General features: G+C 41.4%; 18 protein-coding genes and 1 pseudogene. 10 read left to right on the top strand and 9 right to left on the bottom strand.

Annotated features, from left to right (window positions below; translation table 11 throughout):
- Positions 1-25: 25 nt before the first annotated feature.
- The 4 genes from PP2015_RS03570 to rimK form a co-directional block, all read right to left on the bottom strand.
- Complete coding sequence (locus PP2015_RS03570; protein ID WP_206646105.1) at positions 26-832, bottom strand: SDR family NAD(P)-dependent oxidoreductase; 807 nt, start codon at positions 830-832, stop codon at positions 26-28.
- 133 nt (positions 833-965) lie between these two features.
- Positions 966-2,105, bottom strand: a complete 1,140-nt coding sequence (locus PP2015_RS03565; RefSeq protein WP_058028978.1) for a flavohemoglobin expression-modulating QEGLA motif protein — start codon at positions 2,103-2,105, stop codon at positions 966-968.
- Positions 2,106-2,124: 19 nt separating this feature from the next.
- Positions 2,125-3,159: a succinylglutamate desuccinylase/aspartoacylase family protein gene (locus PP2015_RS03560; RefSeq protein WP_058028977.1), complete on the bottom strand. Its 1,035-nt coding sequence runs from the start codon at positions 3,157-3,159 to the stop codon at positions 2,125-2,127.
- Positions 3,160-3,172: 13 nt separating this feature from the next.
- On the bottom strand, positions 3,173-4,078 hold the full coding sequence (gene rimK, locus PP2015_RS03555) for a 30S ribosomal protein S6--L-glutamate ligase (RefSeq protein ID WP_058028976.1): 906 nt from the start codon (positions 4,076-4,078) through the stop codon (positions 3,173-3,175).
- 132 nt (positions 4,079-4,210) lie between these two features.
- Here rimK and PP2015_RS03550 point away from each other — a divergent pair, with 132 nt between their 5' ends.
- Positions 4,211-5,053: a LysR family transcriptional regulator gene (locus PP2015_RS03550; RefSeq protein WP_058028975.1), complete on the top strand. Its 843-nt coding sequence runs from the start codon at positions 4,211-4,213 to the stop codon at positions 5,051-5,053.
- An 81-nt stretch (positions 5,054-5,134) separates the two neighbouring features.
- On the opposite strand, the gene PP2015_RS03545 is transcribed toward PP2015_RS03550, so the two are convergent.
- The gene (locus PP2015_RS03545; protein WP_058028974.1) at positions 5,135-5,983 is read right to left on the bottom strand and encodes a DUF2306 domain-containing protein; all 849 of its coding nucleotides are present in this window, start codon (positions 5,981-5,983) and stop codon (positions 5,135-5,137) included.
- Positions 5,984-6,258: 275 nt separating this feature from the next.
- Here PP2015_RS03545 and PP2015_RS03540 point away from each other — a divergent pair, with 275 nt between their 5' ends.
- Positions 6,259-7,389, top strand: a complete 1,131-nt coding sequence (locus PP2015_RS03540) for a helix-turn-helix domain-containing protein (protein ID WP_058028973.1) — start codon at positions 6,259-6,261, stop codon at positions 7,387-7,389.
- Here the strand turns inward: PP2015_RS03540 and PP2015_RS03535 are convergent.
- Complete coding sequence (locus PP2015_RS03535) at positions 7,386-8,234, bottom strand: carboxylate/amino acid/amine transporter (protein ID WP_058028972.1); 849 nt, start codon at positions 8,232-8,234, stop codon at positions 7,386-7,388. The two genes, PP2015_RS03540 and PP2015_RS03535, sit on opposite strands and share 4 nt — an antisense overlap.
- A 134-nt stretch (positions 8,235-8,368) precedes the next feature.
- On the opposite strand from PP2015_RS03535, the gene PP2015_RS03530 reads away from it, so the two are divergent.
- Positions 8,369-9,463, top strand: a complete 1,095-nt coding sequence (locus PP2015_RS03530; RefSeq protein ID WP_058028971.1) for a serine hydrolase domain-containing protein — start codon at positions 8,369-8,371, stop codon at positions 9,461-9,463.
- A 59-nt stretch (positions 9,464-9,522) separates the two neighbouring features.
- On the opposite strand, the pseudogene PP2015_RS03525 reads toward PP2015_RS03530, so the two are convergent.
- A pseudogene (locus PP2015_RS03525) lies at positions 9,523-9,888 on the bottom strand (DUF1501 domain-containing protein); the annotation flags it as partial.
- A 470-nt stretch (positions 9,889-10,358) separates the two neighbouring features.
- On the opposite strand from PP2015_RS03525, the gene PP2015_RS03520 reads away from it, so the two are divergent.
- Positions 10,359-10,745, top strand: coding sequence for a VOC family protein (locus PP2015_RS03520; protein ID WP_319593339.1), 387 nt, complete (start codon positions 10,359-10,361; stop codon positions 10,743-10,745).
- A gap of 131 nt (positions 10,746-10,876) precedes the next feature.
- Here PP2015_RS03520 and PP2015_RS03515 read toward each other — a convergent pair whose 3' ends face one another.
- Positions 10,877-11,116: a hypothetical protein gene (locus tag PP2015_RS03515; protein WP_058028968.1), complete on the bottom strand. Its 240-nt coding sequence runs from the start codon at positions 11,114-11,116 to the stop codon at positions 10,877-10,879.
- A 137-nt stretch (positions 11,117-11,253) separates the two neighbouring features.
- Here PP2015_RS03515 and PP2015_RS03510 point away from each other — a divergent pair, with 137 nt between their 5' ends.
- The 4 genes from PP2015_RS03510 (at position 11,254) to PP2015_RS03495 (ending at position 17,175) form a co-directional block, all read left to right on the top strand.
- A complete protein-coding gene (locus PP2015_RS03510; RefSeq protein ID WP_058028967.1) occupies positions 11,254-12,084 on the top strand; it encodes a mechanosensitive ion channel family protein in 831 nt (276 codons plus the stop codon).
- 143 nt (positions 12,085-12,227) lie between these two features.
- On the top strand, positions 12,228-13,328 hold the full coding sequence (locus tag PP2015_RS03505; protein WP_058028966.1) for a c-type cytochrome: 1,101 nt from the start codon (positions 12,228-12,230) through the stop codon (positions 13,326-13,328).
- A 197-nt stretch (positions 13,329-13,525) separates the two neighbouring features.
- A complete protein-coding gene (locus tag PP2015_RS03500) occupies positions 13,526-16,411 on the top strand; it encodes an insulinase family protein (protein WP_058028965.1) in 2,886 nt (961 codons plus the stop codon).
- Between the two features lie 356 nt (positions 16,412-16,767).
- Positions 16,768-17,175 (top strand): ExbD/TolR family protein, encoded by a 408-nt coding sequence (locus PP2015_RS03495; protein WP_058028964.1) that lies wholly within the window; start codon positions 16,768-16,770, stop codon positions 17,173-17,175.
- A 57-nt stretch (positions 17,176-17,232) separates the two neighbouring features.
- Here the strand turns inward: PP2015_RS03495 and PP2015_RS03490 are convergent, their stop codons facing one another.
- The gene (locus PP2015_RS03490) at positions 17,233-18,441 is read right to left on the bottom strand and encodes an iron-containing alcohol dehydrogenase (protein WP_058028963.1); all 1,209 of its coding nucleotides are present in this window, start codon (positions 18,439-18,441) and stop codon (positions 17,233-17,235) included.
- Between the two features lie 128 nt (positions 18,442-18,569).
- Between PP2015_RS03490 and dbpA the strand changes: the two genes are divergently transcribed.
- Both dbpA and PP2015_RS03480 read left to right on the top strand, forming a co-directional pair.
- Positions 18,570-19,958: an ATP-dependent RNA helicase DbpA gene (gene dbpA / locus PP2015_RS03485; RefSeq protein WP_058028962.1), complete on the top strand. Its 1,389-nt coding sequence runs from the start codon at positions 18,570-18,572 to the stop codon at positions 19,956-19,958.
- Positions 19,959-20,144: 186 nt separating this feature from the next.
- Positions 20,145-20,546, top strand: a complete 402-nt coding sequence (locus tag PP2015_RS03480; protein WP_058028961.1) for a disulfide bond formation protein B — start codon at positions 20,145-20,147, stop codon at positions 20,544-20,546.
- Positions 20,547-20,619 lie beyond the last annotated feature (73 nt).

Below are 20,619 nucleotides of genomic sequence, written 5' to 3'. Positions count from 1 at the left end.
AATGGCGCTTAATAGCGCCATTTTCTTAGTGAAATCGAGCTAGATTTTTAATTAGCTCAGCTTGAAAATTAGTGTTTTGAGCATCAGGATGAGGGGCTCCAAAAGCGCCTACGTCATTATCAAAGTACCGACCACTTTCTCCGTCGAAATCTTTTGATACCGCTAAATCAGCCAATAACTTTACTGACTTTCGAATGTCTTTACCTTCAATGCCGAACCCAGATTTAACCATACTCGTTGCGAGTAGTGACCCTGGGTTTACGGGTATAAATTGCGTCTGCTTTATTTCTTCAGCCATATATAAAGTCCAAGCCGTAATTGCCAACTTGCTTTGTGCATATGCAGTCATAGCATCACTATATTGAAGCTCACCTGATAACCCTCTAATATCAACAGGACTTTGTGCTGCTGAAGACAAGTTAATCACTCTGCCACCGTCCAACAATGGCAACAGTTTTTGGGTAATTAAATAAGGTGTAATGGTGTTAACGACAAACCGGCTATCTACACCTGATGAAGATATCGGTGTATTGGTTTTAAGCACTCCGGCATTATTAATGATCGCATCTAACTGAGTGTGCTTCTCTTTTACTTGCTCGATAAAATTATTCACTTGGGCTAAATCAGACAAGTCAGCAGCATATATTTCTAGCTGATCACTATATTGAGATAATGCTTGAGCAGCAGTTGCTAAACTTTGCTCACTCCTACCATGTAAAAGTACAACATGCCCGAGGGCTAATAAATGCTCAGCAGTCGCAAACCCTAACCCACCCGTTGCGCCAGTCACCAATATCTTTTTCATCATGCCTCCAAGGTTATCTGATTCCATCTTAGAACATTTAATTTAAACTGATAATGAGCTAATAAGTTGAATCAGTTTTAAAATTTTATTGATAATTGGCTCAACTTAAAAAGCGATGACCACATTCATCGCTTTTTAATGTCTAGCTATAATTCGTAACTTATTTAATCGATAGCGATAAGAAACGTTCGATTTCGCCTAGTTTTTGCGGTTTTTCAATGGCTGGGCTAATGTAACTCGGCGCTTTTAAAATCGATTTATTGATTAAACTCGTCACCACATCTAACTGCTCTAACGACACTTTACCGCTGAGTAAATTTACAAAGTCATCACGGGTTTCATATGCGTGTAGAATTTGGTGGAAACCTTTTAGATATAAATAATCTTTGGTAAAACCGCCGCCGCGATAAACACGTGCTGTAATCGTAAACGCCAACTGTTCACTGACATTATATTGCTCAAGTAACATCTGGTAAGTACGTTTGAAGTCGCGCTCATCCAGCATAGATTTCACCGCCAATACTCTCAACGCCAATATTTTTAAACGCGATACCGTTAAGTTGCCCGATAAGAATTCGCATAAAATCGCGATGCCTTCTTGGCTTGTGGTATTCACTGGGCTCCCCAAAGAGAGTACCTTTAAAGGCTGAGTCTGAGCATTCAGGGTTGTCACTAAATGTACACCTAATTCATGATGTGCAAGGGCTGCAACTTCTTTTTCGCCTAAACTGGCCGCCGCATTAATCTTCACCTTAGTGCCAGATACCAAAGCATTGGCGATCATCGAACCATCAACCACTAACTCATAGCGATAACTATGGGTCTGCGCAAACTCATGCATTTGCGCAACAATCGCATCTGCATTGAGCAAGTTCCCTGATGATTTCGAGAGAGAATCAGGCACATGCAGCACAAACTGAGCGTTGCGAATGTCTTTATCTGATGGCTCACCATAATAACGCAGCGAGTCATACATAAACTGTTCGCTGCCTACAGAGCGAAACTGATCAAGCTTATCGGCATAAGACTCTATGACTTCGCTGTAAAGCTGCGTTAAATCATCATCCTCTAATGTTTCCACCGGCAACTGATAGAGTTCACGTTTTTTAGCAAACACATTGAACTGATTTTCTTTATATAAGAAGTTCGGGTTCTCGGTCGCATTACCTGCAAAGAATCTTGCTCTTTCTTCTTGGTAGTTAATTGGTGCAACGGAATCAAGTATATCTATTCCTTGTACCATGGCATGCAACGCCAGATCTAAGCTTTGCAACTTCGCATTTTGTTCAACAGTTAACATACTTAACTCCAAAGGCGCACTAGCGCGCCTCGCTTTCACCATCAACAATGGCATTTTCTTCATTGTCGATATGTTGAGAAATTTCTGCTTCATCAGCGCTAAAATAGCCTATGTGGTACATAGCCTCTCCCTCCTGTACTAAAGGAATATTTTGCTTACCGATGATGATGCCCTTACGAGGCGCTTTTACTTGCGCTAACACTTCACCAAAGGGGTCAACCACATCGGCCAGAACCGTGCCTTTCTCAACCTGCTCACCCAGTTCAAGCTTATGCGATACAAAGCCGCTGGCTGTCGCTCTGATCCAATCAGAACTATGTGCAATAAACGGTAAGGTGCTACTTTTCTTCTTACGCGATTTTGGCAACATGTTTAAAGCCCGCAGCACATTTAGCACCCCGCGGTAGCCAATATGCACAGAAAACTCATCGGTGCGCAGCGCCTCACCCGCTTCATATACCATGATTTTGGTGCCTGACTTTGCCGCAGCTTCTCGCAAAGAGCCTTTCGGATTTGCGGTATTGATCACCACAGGCGCACCAAACGCATTGGCTAACCCACTTAAATCTGCCTCGTCTAAATTTGCTCTGATCTGTGGCAAATTAGAGCGATGAATCGCACCAGTGTGCAAGTCGATGCCATAGTCACAATGCAACACACATTGATTTAAGAAAATATTCGCCAATCTCGATGCTAATGAGCCTTTTGCAGATCCCGGAAAGCTGCGATTTAAATCGCGTCTATCTGGTAAATAGCGGCTTTGGTTTATTACGCCGTACACGTTTACCATGGGTACTGCAATCACAGTACCGCACGATGGCTTAAGCTTTTTGTCGCGAATTAAGCGATGAATAATTTCAATACCGTTCAGTTCATCACCATGTACCGCTGCGCAAATTAATACCGTTGGCCCCGCTTTTTTAGAGCGACTGATAAAAACAGGAAGAGAAACTTCCGCATCGGTATACAACTTGGCCACTGGCAGCATGACTTTTGCACTCTGCCCCGCTTTAATACGGTGCTCACCAATTACAATGTCTTCAGGTAATGCCATTAATTTAGACTCCTCACCCCACCGCTAATTTTCTTGGCGGTGACACGTCATTCTTTTTCTCAATAAACTCATAGAGTTTAGCTGCTACATCTAAACCCGTTGCTTTTTCGATGCCTTCAAGACCTGGCGATGAATTTACCTCCATCACCATAGGGCCATTGTGCGAGCGAAGTAAGTCAACGCCACAGAAATTCAAACCCATCACTTTCGCGGCACGTACTGCGGTTTCACGCTCTTCTTTGCTGAGCTTTACAATTTCTGCGCAGCCACCACGATGTAAGTTTGAACGAAACTCACCTTCAGCTGCCTGACGCTTCATTGCCGCAACGACTTTACCGCCAACCACTAAACAACGAATGTCTGCACCGCCCGCTTCTTTAATATATTCCTGAACTAAAATATTGGCTTTTAGACCCATAAAAGCTTCGATGATGCTTTCTGCTGCCTTTGACGTATCCGCTAACACAACACCAATGCCTTGCGTACCTTCAAGTAATTTAATCACCAGTGGCGCGCCACCCACATTTTTGATTAGGTCTTTAATGTTGTCAGGCTTACTTGCAAAGCCAGTACGCGGCAAGCCAATACCACGACGCGATAACAATTGTAGTGAACGTAGCTTGTCTCTCGAACGGCTAATTGCCACCGACTCGTTCACGTTAAATGTACCCATCATTTCAAACTGGCGCGCAACTGCTGTGCCGTAAAACGTAATTGATGAACCAATACGTGGAATAATCGCATCGTATTTTGGTAATTCTTCACCGTGGTAACGCACTGTTGGGCGGCTACTGGTGATATCCATGTAGCAATGTAATGTGTCGATAACGTCGACCTCATGCCCACGAGCAAGTCCCGACTCTAATAAACGCTTAGTAGAGTAAAGTTCAGGTCCACAAGAAAGAATGGCAATTTTCATGTTCTTTTCCAAAAAAGTTAAATGTCAGTGTGTGAATACGGGAGCAAATGTAGGACAAACAATTTGAAAAGAAAAACTAAATAAAATAACCTTATTAAATAAAAATTTTTATCAATAAAACCGAGAGAAACCATGCGCACTGAACTGCTAATGACATTTTTAGAAGTGAGCCGAACATTGCACTTTAGAGTGGCAGCTGAAAATTTATTTGTGACTCAGGCTGCAGTCAGTGCACGCATTAAACTATTAGAAGAAGATCTTGGTGTGTTGCTTTTTGATAGGGCAAACAAACGCTTAAAGCTCACTGCCGAAGGCCATAAACTGGTGAAGCACGCCAACGAAATTCTTACTATGTGGCAAAAGGTCAAGCAAGATGTCGGGGTTGGCGATGCCAGTTCAACTCAATTGTTTGTGGGTGCCATGATGTCGATTTGGGATATGGTCTTACATGACTGGCTACAAAAAATTCATCGTAATCTAGACGACGTTAACCTATTCACGCAAACCTATTCACCGCTTGAGTTACGCAAACAAGTGCAAAATCGCATGGTTGATATTGCTTTCTTATTTGAGCCGCCTTTTATTGATGACATCGAAGCCAAAAAAGTGGCTACAATTCCCCTTAAACTAGTATCCACTCAGGCTGCAGACAGCATTGAAGAATTAGAAAATTGGGTCATGGTAGACTACGGCGAATCCATTAATAACCAAGTACTAAAAGACTTTGGTGATGCACTGAATACCCGCCATCATATGAACCAACCGCGTATTGCTATGAATTTTATACTTGAAGCCGGTGGTGCAGCCTATTTGCCTAATCAAATGTGCTTTACAGAGCTCAGAAAACAAAAGCTCTATTTAGTGCCTGAAGCACCCACTTATTACCGCGACGTTTATGCCATTTTCTTAGAGAAGAACCATAAGAAGCAGATCATTGAAGATGCCTTGCAGCTTTTTCCTTTTATTCGAGGATAGCGATAACAATAAATTAAATCTATTAATCAATACAAATTAATAGATTTAACTTATCAAGTTACAGTATTTAAAAATAAATTTTTAAAAAATTGTTGAAAATACCATAGACAGCCTTGGTCCCCACATCATCATAGCTGCTGCGATTACACCAATTAAGGTGATCACGGCTGCAATAGAAGTTGTCATCGCAGCTAGCCATTTTACGTTTTCGGTTTTACTGCGCTTAGCCCAAAAGATAAGTTCAGCAAACAACATAGGCAACAAGTAACAAGCAAAAGATATTGTTAGATCCATAGGGCCATCTAGGTTATTGTTATTGCCGTTTTGGCCTTGGTTAACTAAATACCAGCCCATTAAAAACAAGCGGAACGTCCATACGCCATTCACTAAAATGAAGGCATGCACCGCCCAGCGCTGATGCTGAACAAATTGCTTTTTAACTGCGGTTTTCCAAGCAAAGAATATTGCGACTAATATAAGTACGCCATTTAGTGTGACACCTAACGCACCTATGTCACTAAAGCGAATGCCTGCCCCCCAAGTTAAATACAGTCCCGTAACAGCACCAGACAGGCCTAGAGCAAAAAATACTCGACCATTCCAACGGTGAAACTTAGGGTAGGTTTTGCGTATTTTTGGAATAATTTGTAGCAAACCACTGCTTGCCATAATCGCCGCAGGCAAAATATGGCTAAAAAACATGATGGAATCAAAACCCGCACTGGTATCAAACCCTCTTGCAGGAGAGATTTCATCTGCCTGATGCACGGCCCCTATTAATAAAGGGATGGCATACAAACTGAGAATATAAACGGCAAACGCCCATTGCCCGACTAATACAATACTGACCCAACTAGTCACCGCCTTTTTAAGTGCAGAATCGGCTGACATACCCCAGATATTTTTTTGATTAACGGTTAGCTGTTCCATAACAAGCTCCTTACTCTAATGTTGATGTAAACAGCTTGACATTGGTGTGAAATAGGATCGCACCGAATTTTAAAATCGGCCTATGATTTTAGCAGTTTGCGCTTTTTAAATTTTGATAAACAGAATCTAAAAGCTATGTAACAACATGAAATTAAAGCTAACTTTTTTACTCACCTCATTACCTAATAAAATACGACACGCTTTCTTACAAACACACAATTGAGAGAGAACAAACGATTAGATAAACTCTGCGGTGTTACTTTGGAGCGCCCCTGATGACCTTATCAAACATTTATTCCATTCAGCTTTTCGTGGCATTAACCTGCTTACTCGCTCAATTGTGGGTAAAAAACAAGCATACGACGCATATTTTATTTGCGGTATTTTGTGGCTCGGTTGCCATGGGCGTAATACAAAAATTATCTGCTGACAGTCTGGGAGCTTACCAATACCTAGTCGGGCTAGGAGCTTGTGCGACCTGTAACTGCTATTGGTTGTTTGTGCGAAGTTATTTTAGAGGCAATAATGCCATCTCTATACAACATATTGCACTAGCCATTGGCATTGCTGTTTTGGTGATGATGAGCAAAGGATATTTGTTTGTCACAGAACTGTGGCACATAGAATCAAGTAGCTTCAGTTTTGCTAAATATGCACTCACAGAAATCACTATTTTGCTGTCTTCTGCAATTATTGTTTTATCTATATGGGAAGCATTTAGAGGGTTTAATCAATCCTCTAAGACCCAGCAGAAACAGCGTGTGTTCTATTTGTGTGCCATCATCTCTGCAGTATTCATTAGCAAGGTCGCCAAAGGCTACTTTGTAGACACGCCGTATATTAAAGAAGCCATCATCGCCTGTATCACTATTTTTATGCTGCTTGTTACACAAATACTGATGTTTTGGCGCTTTAAATCTAGCTCTAGTCACAATCCAAAAAAATCAATAAACACAACGCAAGTAAGTGCTTTCAAACCCAAGTTAAATGAAACACAAATGGAAACTCGCTCTTTGGTAATGCAAACCGAAGAGTCACAAGATATTGAGTTGAAAGACACCATTCAACAATTATTGATAGACCAAAAACTATATCTACAAGCAAATCTGAAAGTAGGTGATTTAGCTAAGCAACTCGACTTACCTGAATATAAGGTCAGCCGACTATTCAAAGAGGGGCTCGGTGCTCGAAACTTTAACCAGTACATAAATCAACTCAGAGTCGAGCATGCCAAACAGCTACTCTCTGAGTGTGATAAATCGCATTGGCCGGTGTTAGTGATTGGCCTAGAAAGCGGATTTGCGTCTGTCGGGCCATTTACTCGCGCGTTCAAGCAATTTACGGGGTTTACGCCCAACCAATATCGTCAGCAATTTAGCGGTATTAACAAAGCACAGGTCGCTTAGCGACCTGTAGCAAGTTTTTGGTTAACCCAAAGTGCAAGAAGGATAATGCCGCCCCCAACAGTAAGCCTGATTAAATCAGCATCTCGGTTCCAAATAACCAAATTAACCAGTATACCCGCAGGAATCAGTACATTATTCATCACAGCAAGTGCGCCTACATCTACTAAGGTTGCGCCTTTATTCCACGCAAAATAACCAAAACCCGAGGCCACCAAACCAAGATAAATTAATATGCCCCACTGGGTGCTAGTCGTTGGTAGCTTGTCTGTATTGCCAAACATTAAAAAGAACAGCAAAGACACGACTAATGCACCGACAAAAAACCAACCAAACACGGTTTTGTGATCAAGCTCACAGTCTTGCATTAAACGCTTATACGTCACTTGCCCTGTTGCGAAACAAAGGTTAGCGCCTTGCACCAGCAACAAACCAAATAAGAACTCACCATCAAAATTTTCATAACGAATGGCAACCGCACCTATTACAGCTATCACCGCAACCAGTAGATATTTACCGTTAAACCGCCTATCTAACACATCATTGAGTAAGGTGATATACACCGGCGTCATCACAGTAAACAGCAACACCTCCGGCACACTCAAAAACAAAAACGAGTGATAGTAAAACCCGTACATTAACCCGAGTTGCACACCCCCTATCGCCATTAATTTAAGAATGAGATCTTTAGGAATACGTGAGCGAATTAAAAAAGGGATAAACACGCAAGTTGCGAGCGCCACTCGGCTAAAAGCGCTAAACCAAGCATCAACTTGCCCTGCCAAATACACGCCAATTAAACTAAAAGAAAACGCCCATAAACAGGTTACAAAGGCTAAATACCCCATAAAATTATCTCTTACTATGTTTGCTTCATTGTAAATAACTTTTCATAGTTTCAACACAATTGTTTACAAATCAATGTTTATAACTTGCTGTAAAACAGTTACTTTGTGCGCGAAAATAATAACAAAGGAATATTATGCGCCTGTTTAAAACACTCTTTTATACCTCATCATTACTTGTAATTAGCTTGTCTTTGCTTTCGATGCCACTTGTGGCAAGTGCTCACTCAGTTGACCGTTATATGCAAACAGTGATGCAGGAGAAAAAAATTCTAGGTGCACAAGTTGCTGTAATTAAAGGTGACAAAATCGTCTTTAAAAACAGTTATGGTATTACTGATGTTGAAACAAAAAGTGCTGTAACCGATGCAAATTTATTTCAAATTAACTCGATGACAAAAGCATTTACGGGCGTCGCAATCATGCAACTTGTTGAAGCAGGAATGCTACAACTTGACGACTCTGCAGGACAGCACCTATCTGGATTGCCTGAGCATTGGAAACCGATAAAGATTAAGCATCTGCTTGCACATACATCTGGTTTACCTATGGTACTTACAGGCCATTTGCTCGATTTAATTGTGCTGAATGATTTACAAGCATCTTGGCAAAAAGCGAAAACTTTGCCCATGCGATTTAAAGAGAATACACAATTTAACTATAACCAAACAGGTTATATGCTGCTTGGTCAAATTATTGATAAATATAAGCCTCAAGGGTTTCAAAACTTTATTATTACAGGGCAACTTGCCAAAGCTGGGATGACAAAAACAGCCAGTGCTGCATTCGACAGCACAGTAAAAACAAACGCTCAACTTGTCCCGCAATATTTCTATAATAATCAGCATCACGTTTTTCATGCTGAATACGAAGATATGCTTCAAACTGCTGCGGGCATGAGTAGTAATGCAGAGGAACTTGCGAGTTATCTAATCAGCCTAAAATCTAAGAAGTTGATTCAAAACCTAAGCGCGCTTTGGACACCTGTAACCCTCGCTGATGGCAAAACTCGCTCAATAGGCCCTATTGAAACAGGCTATGCTATGGGCTGGCAAATCATTGAAAGAGAAAATCACCCTGCTGTCAGTTCAAGTGGTGGTAATGCTGTAAGTATGGTTATATACCCAGAAGATGATGTTGCTGTTGTTGTTTTAACAAATTTAATTGGAGCAAACCCAATACTATTCGCAGACAAAATCGCTGCTCAGTACATACCTGATTTCAAACTTTAACCCAACAAAAAAGCCACACTCATCTCGACTGTGGCTTTTAAATTTAGCGATAAAAAAAATTAGATAAACCCGAGTGTGTACTGATTAAAGTTCGCTAAGTTTGGAAAAATATCAACCAACTCAGAATCAGGCACGCCAAACCACCTTGCTAAGGTTGCGAAATACTGCTCATTGGCAACTTCGGGAATAAGTCGACCACCACGTGTATCTCTGGGCCCATTAAGGTGCTGAGTCAACAATTTGCCATACAAATTACCACAGTTCACCGCGCCGCCCATGACAATATGATTTCCTGCCCAACCGTGATCGGTACCATTACCATAGGACGTTAAGATTCGACCAAATTCACTCATGGTAAACGTAGTGACATTATTTTGCTGACTCAAATAAGTCATAGCTTGGTTAAACTCAGACAGTGACTGGGATCTTGGTCGCCACGGATATGATTTAGCAACTTGCAATACTGATCCCGATGGCTCCCGAGGCTGATGAATGATTGATAAAGTTCAATACCGACGTGATTGAAGTGGCCCTTAACTAAACATCAAAAGAACATTACCCACAAATAAATTTAATTTGTATGTAGTATTTGGTTACTACCCAATGTCGCGCAGCTTTATTTATTATTCCACGCCTCAATTAAACAAGTAGCTCTTAAGATTGATGCAGTACTTTGCACACTATAATGGTGTTCAATCACCGTTTGATACAAAGTTGAAATAAATTCGGCAGCCGCTCGGTCTTCATCATTCACTATACGCTCGAATCACTGCCAAACCTGATTTTTAGTGACACCTTTTTGAATGCACACTGAGCATTTCGTTGTTTCAAATAAACCTTGCGGCACAGAAGAGTAGAGTTCACACAACAGATAGGTATTTTAAACGTGGCAAAAATGATCCACAGTATGATCCGAGTTTTGGATGTAAAAAAGTCGACGCAATTTTACCAAGATATACTCAACTTAGAGATAAAGCGTACCTTAAAATTTGACGGCTTTGACCTGCATTATTTGGGTAATAATGAAAGCGATTTTGAACTAGAGCTTACCGTTAATCATGACAAAACCAAGCCATACATTCTAGGTGATGGTTATGGTCATCTGGCGTTTAGCGCGCAAAATATAGAAGCGCTGCATGAGAAAGCGGTAAAGTTAGGTTATCAGCCTCGTCCTGTTAAGTCTTTTTATAATGACGATCAGCTTGTTGCTAAATTCTTTTTTATTGCCGATCCTGATGGTTATGAAATTGAAGTGATAGAGCGCTCAGAGGCTTATCATTAGAGCTTATTTATCTTGTTGGCTATGAGTTTGTGAAATAAAAGTCTTCAACACGCCATAAAGAAAAAACCACCTAGTGAGACAACTTGCTAGGTGGTTCTGGGCAGTTATTTCAAGCACAAATATGCTTCAAATTAAAAGTCACACTTAAGTAATTTCATTGGTTTATCCGCAGCCATAACACATCCTCTGGCTTCATCTGATGCAGCCTTACATTGCTTCAACATATCGGATTTACTCGGTGCATTTTCTTTTAAGACCGATTTAGCATGGGCGACAACTTTATCGCATTCACTCTCTGGCACAGAATCAGCCTGAGAGCATGCAACCAAACTACTCAAAATTAGAATTAATAAAACGCTGTTTAATCTCACTTTATTTTCACTTTCTGAAGGTTATCGTAGAAAGTAATTATAGACACAATTTTATAAAACAACCTGAAACTTGCCACCTTGATAAGGTAGAGATTCTAGCCTAATTTAACTATATATTAACAATGAGGATCGCCTTCATGAATAGTTTTATTGAAAAGCTAGATATAAACCAATACTTACCAACCGCTTTAGATTGGGCAACAAATTTGTTACTCGCGCTTGGCATCTTATTGGTCGGTATATGGATAGCTGGCAAAGCCTATAAAGCAGTCACCGCTGTTGCTAATAAATATGATCAACTGGATGACACTTTATTTAAGTTTTTTGGCAGTGTGGTTCGTTACACAATACTTGCTTTTGTTGCTATCGCTGTCTTGAATCGATTTGGCGTGCAGACCGCTTCTATTATTGCATTACTGGGGGCGGCAGGCTTAGCCGTAGGTCTTGCTTTACAAGGGACGCTCTCTAATTTAGCTGCAGGGGTAATGCTGCTTATATTTAGGCCTTACAAAGTCGGAGATTTTATTGATACAACTGGGCAGTTTGGCAAAGTAACTGAAATAGATATGTTCACCACAATCATGCAAACTTTCGATAATCAGCAAATTGTTATACCGAATAGCCATATTTGGGGGAACAAAATTATCAACCACTCACATTATACAATTAGAGGGGTTGATATGCGGTTTGGTATCGCTTACAGCGAAAATATAGATAAAGCCAAAGCTGTCATTCTTAAAGTACTTTCTGAACACCAATTTGTTTTACAAGACCCCGCGCCTTTTGTTGAAGTCGAATCACTCAACAACAGCTCTGTTGATTTCTTAGTGAGACCTTTCTGTCAAGGAGAGCATTATTTTGATCTTCTATACTCTGTACCTGAACAGATCAAAAAAGCACTTGATGAGGCAGATATAGAAATACCTTTCCCACACAGAAAAGTTATTCTCGTTAATGAGAGCAGCTAATTTCTCTTGCTAGCTCCCCCCCTTTTGGGGGAAGAGCTAGGTCAAACCCTTTCACTTAAATTGTTACCAGATTTGTATTTCGCTAGAAAACAACATCACCACCCTTTATGCTCATTTAACCGTCATTATTTCCAGGGTTGGTTATGTCTAAACTATTTTTCGGGCTGCTGACAAGCAGTTTGGTCATCTTGCTTTTTCATACAAGTGTTGCTTATTCACAAGAAAGAGAGCGGCGAGCACCACCGCGTAAGCTCACGACAGAGCAAGCTCGCGTTGCAGCCAATAACTATCAAAAATACTGCGCGCTGTGTCATGGTGAAAACCGTGAAGGTCATAAAAACGATCACGCCCCATCGCTTCGCAGTAAAAGCCTGATGGAGTCAGGCGTAGCCCATCAAATTTTGAGGCCCATGCAATATGGCCGAGAAGGCACCGCGATGGGTGGTTACCTAGATGAGGTAGGTGGCCCTATGACACTTGCTGAAACCTGGGATTTAACTTATTGGCTTTTTGAGCAAGCAGGTTACGACAGACTTAAGTTTTCAACCAATCCGGTACAGGGCGATATAAAACGTGGTGAGACTGTTTACCAAAAAGAGTGTGCAAGTTGTCATGGTAAACAAGGTGAAGGTATTACGGCACCAGCTCTGATGAATCAGTCTGCCCTTGCCCATAATACCGACGAGTTTATTCGCTATGCCATTCAGGAGGGTCGACAAGGCACCCCTATGCAAGCATTCAAAAATAAACTATCACCCGCTGACATTAACAACATCACCGCATTTTTACGCAGTAAATCAATGGGGCTAGTTGAAGAAAAACCAGTCCTTAGAGCACTGCCAGAGCCTAAAGATTATATAATTAACAAAGCCGGAGAAGACCCTAACTTTGATTTAAAAGATGGCATGTATGTACTTTCAAAAGATCTCAATGAAGCACTCAATGCAAAAAAACGTATGGTATTGCTAGATACGCGCGTAACCTCAGTCTGGCAAACAGCACACATAGAAGGCGCTATTCCCTTTCCCTATTATGCTGATTTAGATGAAACCGTTGCAGGTATTCCCAAAGACGTTCAAATAGTCGCCTATTGCTCTTGCCCTCGCGCCGCAGCAGATCACACCATCAATCGCCTTCGCGCTAGGGGTTACACTCGCACAGCAGTACTGTGGGAAGGTATTTTCGGCTGGATGCACTTGGGCTACCCTGTAAGACGTGGAGATATTTCTGGGGTGAACGACTAACAAGCTATTGTTTATATAGGATAAATTTTAATAATAATTTTTTAAACTGGTTTTATAATTGTTTGATAAGAGACTTTTAAACGCTGAAGTGGGATTGTTACATCACTTTACAAAACGCCATTATATTTGAGTGATTAACTTATTCCAAAGGCGTAAACTAAATATTCAAAACTGAAAAATTTCAAAGGACGACACCTATGAAAAAAGCATTTACGATTAGTGCATTGGCATTGGCACTGGCTGCTTGTTCACAAACATCAAATAACAATACACAAGCAAGTGCAACGAACACGCTTGCACCACTTGATAAGCTTGCGGTTAGCCCGAATGACCAGCGCGGCTACAGGACTTTAAAGTTAGAAAATAACATTGAAGTGATTTTGGTGTCTGACCCTACAACTGAGAAATCTGCAGCGGCATTAAACGTCGGTGTCGGTCTTTTACAAGATCCAATGACACAACAAGGTATGGCGCACTATCTTGAGCACTTACTTTTCTTAGGCACAGACAAGTACCCTGAAACAAACCAGTACAAAGAATTCTTAACCGAAAATGGCGGTGTTTCTAACGCATCGACTTGGTTAACTTACACAAACTATATGTTCAAAGTGAACAATGACGCTTATGACGAAGCACTTGATCGCTTCTCGGATTTCTTTAAGTCACCAAAGCTGTACCCTGAATACACAGAAAAAGAAATCAACGCCGTTAACGCTGAATGGTCAATGCGCCGTGAGATGGACTTTTTCGGTCAGTTCAAATTATCACGCGATATGATGGGTGAGCACCCTGCCAACCGCTTCTTAATCGGTAACCTAGAAACATTAGGCGATAAAGAAAACAGCAACCTTCACAAAGAAACCGTTGAGTTTTACAACAAGTACTACTCTGCGAACATCATGAAAGTGGCGCTGATCAGCAATGCCTCGCTAGATGAAATGGAAAAGTTAGCGAAGAAACACTTTTCACCGATTAAAGACAAAGGCATAGAGAAGCCGCAGGTTAAGCAAGAAATTAACTTTGCAGAGTTAGGCGGTAAGAAAATTTACTACAAGCCTAACCAAGACTTAAAGCAGCTAAAACTTGATTTCACCATTAAAAATAACCAAGACCAGTTTAAGTTTAAACCAAATGCATTTGTGTCTTACTTACTTGGCTCTGAAATGCCTGGCACACCAGCGCAGCAGCTAAAAGCATTGGGCTGGATCAGTTCATTGAATGCCGGCGGTACACCAAACCATTATGGTAACTACGGTGAAATGTCTATTACCCTAAACCTGACTGATTTGGGTATGCAAAACCGTGACGAAATCGTTGCCATCATCATGCAGTACATTGATCTAGTAAAAGAAAAAGGGGTTGATGAAAAGTACTACAAAGAGATCAAAACCTCCCTTGATAACGAGTTCCGATTCTTACAAAAGGTCGACGAATTCAGTTATGCTGCTCAGTTAGTTAACAGCATGCAAGATTACCCGCTGAACTACAGCATCAACGCGCCATACTATTTTGGTCAATTCAATGCCAAAGCGGTTGATGACGTGTTATCACAATTAACCCCTGACACACTGCGTATTTGGTATACCAGCAAAAACGAGAAAGTCGATCAGAAACAACATTTCTATGCGGGTGAATACCGTATCGAAGACATTGCTGAGAGTGAAATTGCAACTTGGAAAAAACCAACTCAGGTGGCATTAACACTACCAAAAGTGAATCGTCTATTACCTGAAAACTTCGACCTAAAAACTGCGGGGATGAAGCAATCGACCGCAGAGCTTAAAGTTGAAAAAGACGGCGTAAAAGTGTGGCACTACCCAAGTCAATTATTTGCAGAACAACCAAAAGGTATTTTGAAAATTGACCTTAATGCCGGCGAAGCAAATGCGGATATCGAAACCCAAGTGTCTCTTGCACTTTGGTCTGATCTATACAACCTACAGCAAAGCTTATTACAAGCTGAAGCAAGTGTTGCGGGTATCAGTACGCGTGCAACAACGAGTAACGGTATGAGTCTGTTATTAAACGGCTTCACTGATAAGCAAAACTTGCTGCTTTCTGAAATGCTATCTGATCTCATTCCTGAGGTGACAGAGACGAACTTTGCCCAAGCCAAAGACCGTCTTATTCGTGGTATCAATAACGCACAAAAACAATTTACCGTTCGTCAGTTATTCCCTGCTCTTCAGAATTTAACTGAAGCGAATAATTTTGAAGATGACGCGTTAATCGCTGCGGCACAAAAGTTAGATGTAGCGACTTTCAAAGCACGCTTAGAAAAGCTGGTAAAGGCAAACCAACCTCGTGTATTTGCATTTGGTAACTACAATCAAGGTGATTTAGAAAACGTTGCTGAGGTTATCAGCAAAACGCTTGGTAGCAACCATACGCAAACAAGCTTTGCAAAAACCAAAACCATTGCACCATTACCGCAACAGGTTTTGAGCTATCAAAAAGATACCGCAGCTGCCGACAATGGCTTATTAGATATTCATGTTCATCGTAAAGCTGGCTTCAAACAAAAAGCCATTGCTAACGTATTGGCTAAGCACTTCAGCCATGAAGCATTTAACCAATTAAGAACTGAAGAACAACTGGCTTACGCCGTAGGTGCGTTCTACTACCCGGTTGATGACTATGCAAGTATTGGTCTATATATCCAATCACCCGTCATGGACCTAGTACAAGCGCAAAAGCGTTTTGATGACTTCAAGGTAGAGTACAAAGCCAAGCTAGATGCACTGACACCTGAGCAATTTGCTGCAATTAAGCAAGGTGTACTTGTAGGCCTGACGCAAGCGCCTAAGAATATGTATGAAGAAGTCTCTCCTATCTTCTCTGATTGGTATAAAGAGAACTGGAATTACGATTCTAAGCAACAAATGATCACAGAAGTTCAGAATGTGAAGCTATCTGATATCAAGCAGTTCTACAATGAAACGTTAGCGAATCCAAAAGCATCTCGTATCAACGTACAACTGCGTGGTGCGAACTACCAAGACAAGCCATTTGCTGAAATTAAAGGTCAAACGAAGATCACTGACATCGCCGAGCTTTCAGGCAAAGTCAGCTACCAACTTTAAAAGTAAAACCGATCCTCTTAATTAAGTGATCTATTTTGAGGCAAGGAAAACTGGTCGATAGTAAGGCGAGAATTTTGCTATTTAGTTGTTCTAAATAAGAAATTTTTAACGAAGCTAGCGTCCGTTTTAGTCCCTCAAAATGATTGAGTATTTTAGAGGATTGGTATAAATGTAAGCCCATCAGGGCTTATTCCTACTCATATGCCCTCAAGGGTTAACCTATCGGTTAACCCTTTTTTATTTCTTGGTAGAAGCACTTCTATTTTTGTGAAAGATTGTAAATATTAACAATAGGTTAAAGGTGAGCTTACAAGCATGGTCTAGGCTGAATATTGAAACAACATGGAGAAACTAAAATGATAAAAACAGCCAAAGCACACTTGCAAGAAAACCTCAGCGTAGACATGAATCCGATGCTAGACATTGTTTTCATCTTATTAATCTTTTTTATTGTAACCGCCAGCTTTAACAAAGAAGCTGTATTAGACATCGAACGAAATAACTCACCGACATTGTCTGTCACACCTAAAGTGACCCCACAGTTCACCATAGATGCCAACAACAAGGTGTATTTAAATAACCGCCAAGTTGAAATTGATGCAATTAATGTAAATATCGCCAAACTTGCTGCCAATGCAGACATTACCGCAATCAGTGTTAGAGCCCATGAAAACAGCCAACACAACACTCTGGTCGCGGTTTTAAATGCGATTAAAGAGCAAACTTCAGCGCCAGTGGCACTGGGTGACGTGTTATCAAACTAGTAAAAAGCTCATAATCAAAACATAGGGGGCTATACTGCCTCCTAACTCAATGCTTTTCTAAAACGCGACTTCGCGCTCTCCCGCTTTTACCGCATCTAAAATTCGAATTACTTGCTTAAGCTTCATCGCTTTGGGCACAGAGTAAGAGTCATTCGCCTCTCGCAGTGCCTGTTTTGCAATCTTGAAAAAGTCTTTTTCTAAAAGACTATCTAGAGACTTGTCTATTTGAAGCTCATCAGACAATTGATCGATACGTTTAATAAAGTTGTTGGCTAATTGCTGCTCTGGAAGCACAGAGTCCTTCCCTAAAATAGCACTTTCTATTTCGGCCAACTGCTTTAAACAATGCGGTTTATTGAATCTTAATACTCTCGGTAACACCACGGCATTGGCTAAACCATGGGGCGTATTGTAGTGGGCACTGAGCTGATGAGAGATGGCATGCACATAGCCTAAGCCTTGTTTACTAAACGCATAGCCCGCCATAAACGAGGCAAGCGCGACCATTTCGCGCGCTTCTAAATCCGTACCGTTTTTAAAAGCACGAGGTAAATACTCGAGCAATAAACGAATTGCAGTTAAGGCATCGCTCTGTGCATCATTAAAATGCACCCGCGCAATATAAGCTTCTATGGCATGAGTCAGCGCATCCATACCGGTATAAGCGGTTATCGCAGGCGGTAATGAAGCGAGTAAATCAGTATCGAGTCCTGCCGCAAGTGGCACAAAATCAGGGTCTAAGAAAAACGCTTTTTGATGTGATTCTGGATCAGAGATCACCGCCGCAACCGTTACTTCAGAGCCAGTACCAGATGTAGTTGGCACCGCAAACAAAGGGAGGGGCTTGTTCCTTACTCGCATCATGCCAATGAGTTTTTTAGGTTTACTGCCATTGGTCAGCGTCGCAGCAACCACTTTGGCAATATCAATCGCAGACCCCCCGCCTACGACAAAGATACCATCAGCCTGAATACTCTGAGCCAGTATCACACTGTTTTCGACTTCGAGCATGGTCGGATTCGGCACAACTTCATCAAAGACGGTAAATTGACAATTGGCATCTTTTAAAAGCTGCGTTAATGCAGACAGTTTACCGCTTTGTGTCATAAAGCCATCGGCAATGATCAAAGGTCGCTGTACACCACTGTTCATCATTAGCTTAGCCAGTTTAAGCATCGCGCCACTGCCCGTTATCAAGGTGGGTTTGTTAGCAGGAAAAGCACCCGCTAAAAACTTAATCCCCCATTTATTAATTGCAGCACGCATAACAAAACTCCCTTGTAAAAAATTTGATATCAAATAGGTTAATTACTCAACAATAAACTAGCTAAGCCTGAGTCTCAAGCCATGCTATACTCTCGCCAATCAATTTTCGTAACTCAAAGAGCCTGACCTTGACGCAACAGCTATTTTCTCAAACATCCCTTTCTCGCGATTTGTTAGACAACCTAGAATCATTGGGTTATCAGCATATGACTGACATTCAAGCGCAAACACTGCCGTTAATTTTAGCAGGCAAAGATGTGATTGGTCAGGGCAAAACAGGCTCAGGTAAAACAGCCGCGTTTTCTTTAGGTTTATTGCATAACTTAAATGTAAAACGTTTTCGTGTGCAGTCACTGGTCGTGTGTCCAACGCGCGAATTAGCCGACCAAGTTGCGGTTGAAATACGCAAACTTGCCCGTGCAATTCACAATATCAAAGTACTTACTTTGTGTGGCGGTGCGCCGATGGGCCCACAAATTGGTTCACTTGAGCATGGCGCGCATATTGTTGTTGGCACACCGGGTCGTATTGAAGAGCATTTACGTAAAGGCCGTTTAGACTTAAACGAAGTAAACACCTTTGTGCTAGATGAAGCCGACCGCATGCTAGAAATGGGCTTTGAAGAGGCCATTGAATGCATTATTGAGCACTGCCCGGCACAACGCCAGAACTTACTGTTCAGTGCCACATTCCCACCTAAAATTGAGCAACTGGCTAAGCACGTTATGACTGCGCCAGAAAAAGTGACGGTCGAAGCAAGTCACGATCACAGCAACATCACCCAATATTTCTATGAAGTAGACAACAATGATGTCCGCTTAGATGCCGTACAAAAGCTTTTACTTGAGTTTCAACCAAACTCAGCGGTGATATTCGCTAACACCAAAGCTGAGTGCCAAGCGGTATGTGATGAATTACAACAACTCGGGTTTGATAGTGCCGCCCTTCATGGCGACCTAGAACAAAAAGACCGTGACCGTACTTTGGTGCGCTTTGCTAATAAGAGCTTAACCATTTTAGTGGCCACCGATGTTGCAGCTCGTGGTATTGACGTTGACCATGTTGAAATGGTGATCAACTACCATATTGCCCACGACCCTGAAGTACACGTGCACCGAGTTGGCCGTACTGGTCGTGCTGGTAATACGGGTATTGCATGTTCACTGATGAGCTATAAAGAGTCTCACAAAGTAAATGCCTTAGAAGATTATTTAGATATCACCATTGAGCCGAGTGACCTACCAAGTGATGCCGTGTTTAACAATCCGATTACCCGTGCACCTATGGTCACACTACAAATTGATGGCGGTAAAAAAGCCAAGCTACGCCCGGGTGATATTTTAGGTGCCTTAACGGCGAATAATGCGCTTAAGGGCAGCCAAATCGGTAAAATTAAAGTGACAGCCATGGCCTCTTTTGTTGCTGTTGAACGAAAAGTTGCAGGCAAGGCCTTAAACGTCATTGGTGAAGGTAAAATGAAAGGTCGTAACTTCAGAGTGCGTAAGATCAACCGATAGTTTAAGCGTATAAAACAATCAAACTGCTACGATATGCACAAAAATCGTAGCAGTTCTTTTTAATCTTCATTTATCACCTTCCCCCTTCACCTAGCAAAATACATATAACCAAAAAGAATTAATTAGACCCAAAAGAAATATGGTATATTATCACTCTTTTTTGAATAAGATTATAAACAGAGTGTTATGAATCAACTCACATTAGAAAACATCATTGCCAAACGTCATTGGCTAGGATTATTTGCCATTGCGGTCAGCATCATTGCTTGGACGGTAGAATTAATGGGCGCCGTGTATGTATGCCCATATTGTCGAACACAACGCACGGTTATCGGTTTGCTTGGCATTATTATGATTTTGCCATTTATACATCACTTTCTGACGAAATATTTAGCGTTAGTATTGGGGTTCTTTGGTGCAGTAGTGGCGGCAAATCAACATTTTATGGGCTGGAAGAAAATTTCAGCAGGTAAATTCTCTTTCAATGAAAATGTTTTTATCGACCCTTTCTTACTCTCAGGTGGCGCGCTATTTTTCATCATTGGTTTAACAGCGCTTATTTTGCATACTCAAAAGCCAAGCAGCTAACTGTTTGCATTACACCATCTCAGCCTAAGGCTTCTCACCCTCTGAGAAGCCTTTTAAAAGTTAGCTTGCCAAC

The organism is Pseudoalteromonas phenolica, from assembly GCF_001444405.1.
Taxonomy (GTDB): domain Bacteria; phylum Pseudomonadota; class Gammaproteobacteria; order Enterobacterales; family Alteromonadaceae; genus Pseudoalteromonas; species Pseudoalteromonas phenolica.
The sequence above is the reverse complement of the archived record's forward strand: the minus strand, read 5'-3'. Positions and strand labels throughout refer to the sequence as shown.

Coding starts and splice junctions, on each gene's coding strand:
- PP2015_RS03570 (WP_206646105.1), bottom strand. CDS start 832: ATGGAATCAGATAACCTTGGAGGCATGATGAAAAAGATATTGGTGACT.
- PP2015_RS03565 (WP_058028978.1), bottom strand. CDS start 2,105: ATGTTAACTGTTGAACAAAATGCGAAGTTGCAAAGCTTAGATCTGGCG.
- PP2015_RS03560 (WP_058028977.1), bottom strand. CDS start 3,159: ATGGCATTACCTGAAGACATTGTAATTGGTGAGCACCGTATTAAAGCG.
- rimK (WP_058028976.1), bottom strand. CDS start 4,078: ATGAAAATTGCCATTCTTTCTTGTGGACCTGAACTTTACTCTACTAAG.
- PP2015_RS03550 (WP_058028975.1), top strand. CDS start 4,211: ATGCGCACTGAACTGCTAATGACATTTTTAGAAGTGAGCCGAACATTG.
- PP2015_RS03545 (WP_058028974.1), bottom strand. CDS start 5,983: ATGGAACAGCTAACCGTTAATCAAAAAAATATCTGGGGTATGTCAGCC.
- PP2015_RS03540 (WP_058028973.1), top strand. CDS start 6,259: ATGACCTTATCAAACATTTATTCCATTCAGCTTTTCGTGGCATTAACC.
- PP2015_RS03535 (WP_058028972.1), bottom strand. CDS start 8,234: ATGGGGTATTTAGCCTTTGTAACCTGTTTATGGGCGTTTTCTTTTAGT.
- PP2015_RS03530 (WP_058028971.1), top strand. CDS start 8,369: ATGCGCCTGTTTAAAACACTCTTTTATACCTCATCATTACTTGTAATT.
- PP2015_RS03520 (WP_319593339.1), top strand. CDS start 10,359: ATGATCCACAGTATGATCCGAGTTTTGGATGTAAAAAAGTCGACGCAA.
- PP2015_RS03510 (WP_058028967.1), top strand. CDS start 11,254: ATGAATAGTTTTATTGAAAAGCTAGATATAAACCAATACTTACCAACC.
- PP2015_RS03505 (WP_058028966.1), top strand. CDS start 12,228: ATGTCTAAACTATTTTTCGGGCTGCTGACAAGCAGTTTGGTCATCTTG.
- PP2015_RS03500 (WP_058028965.1), top strand. CDS start 13,526: ATGAAAAAAGCATTTACGATTAGTGCATTGGCATTGGCACTGGCTGCT.
- PP2015_RS03495 (WP_058028964.1), top strand. CDS start 16,768: ATGATAAAAACAGCCAAAGCACACTTGCAAGAAAACCTCAGCGTAGAC.
- PP2015_RS03490 (WP_058028963.1), bottom strand. CDS start 18,441: ATGCGTGCTGCAATTAATAAATGGGGGATTAAGTTTTTAGCGGGTGCT.
- PP2015_RS03480 (WP_058028961.1), top strand. CDS start 20,145: ATGAATCAACTCACATTAGAAAACATCATTGCCAAACGTCATTGGCTA.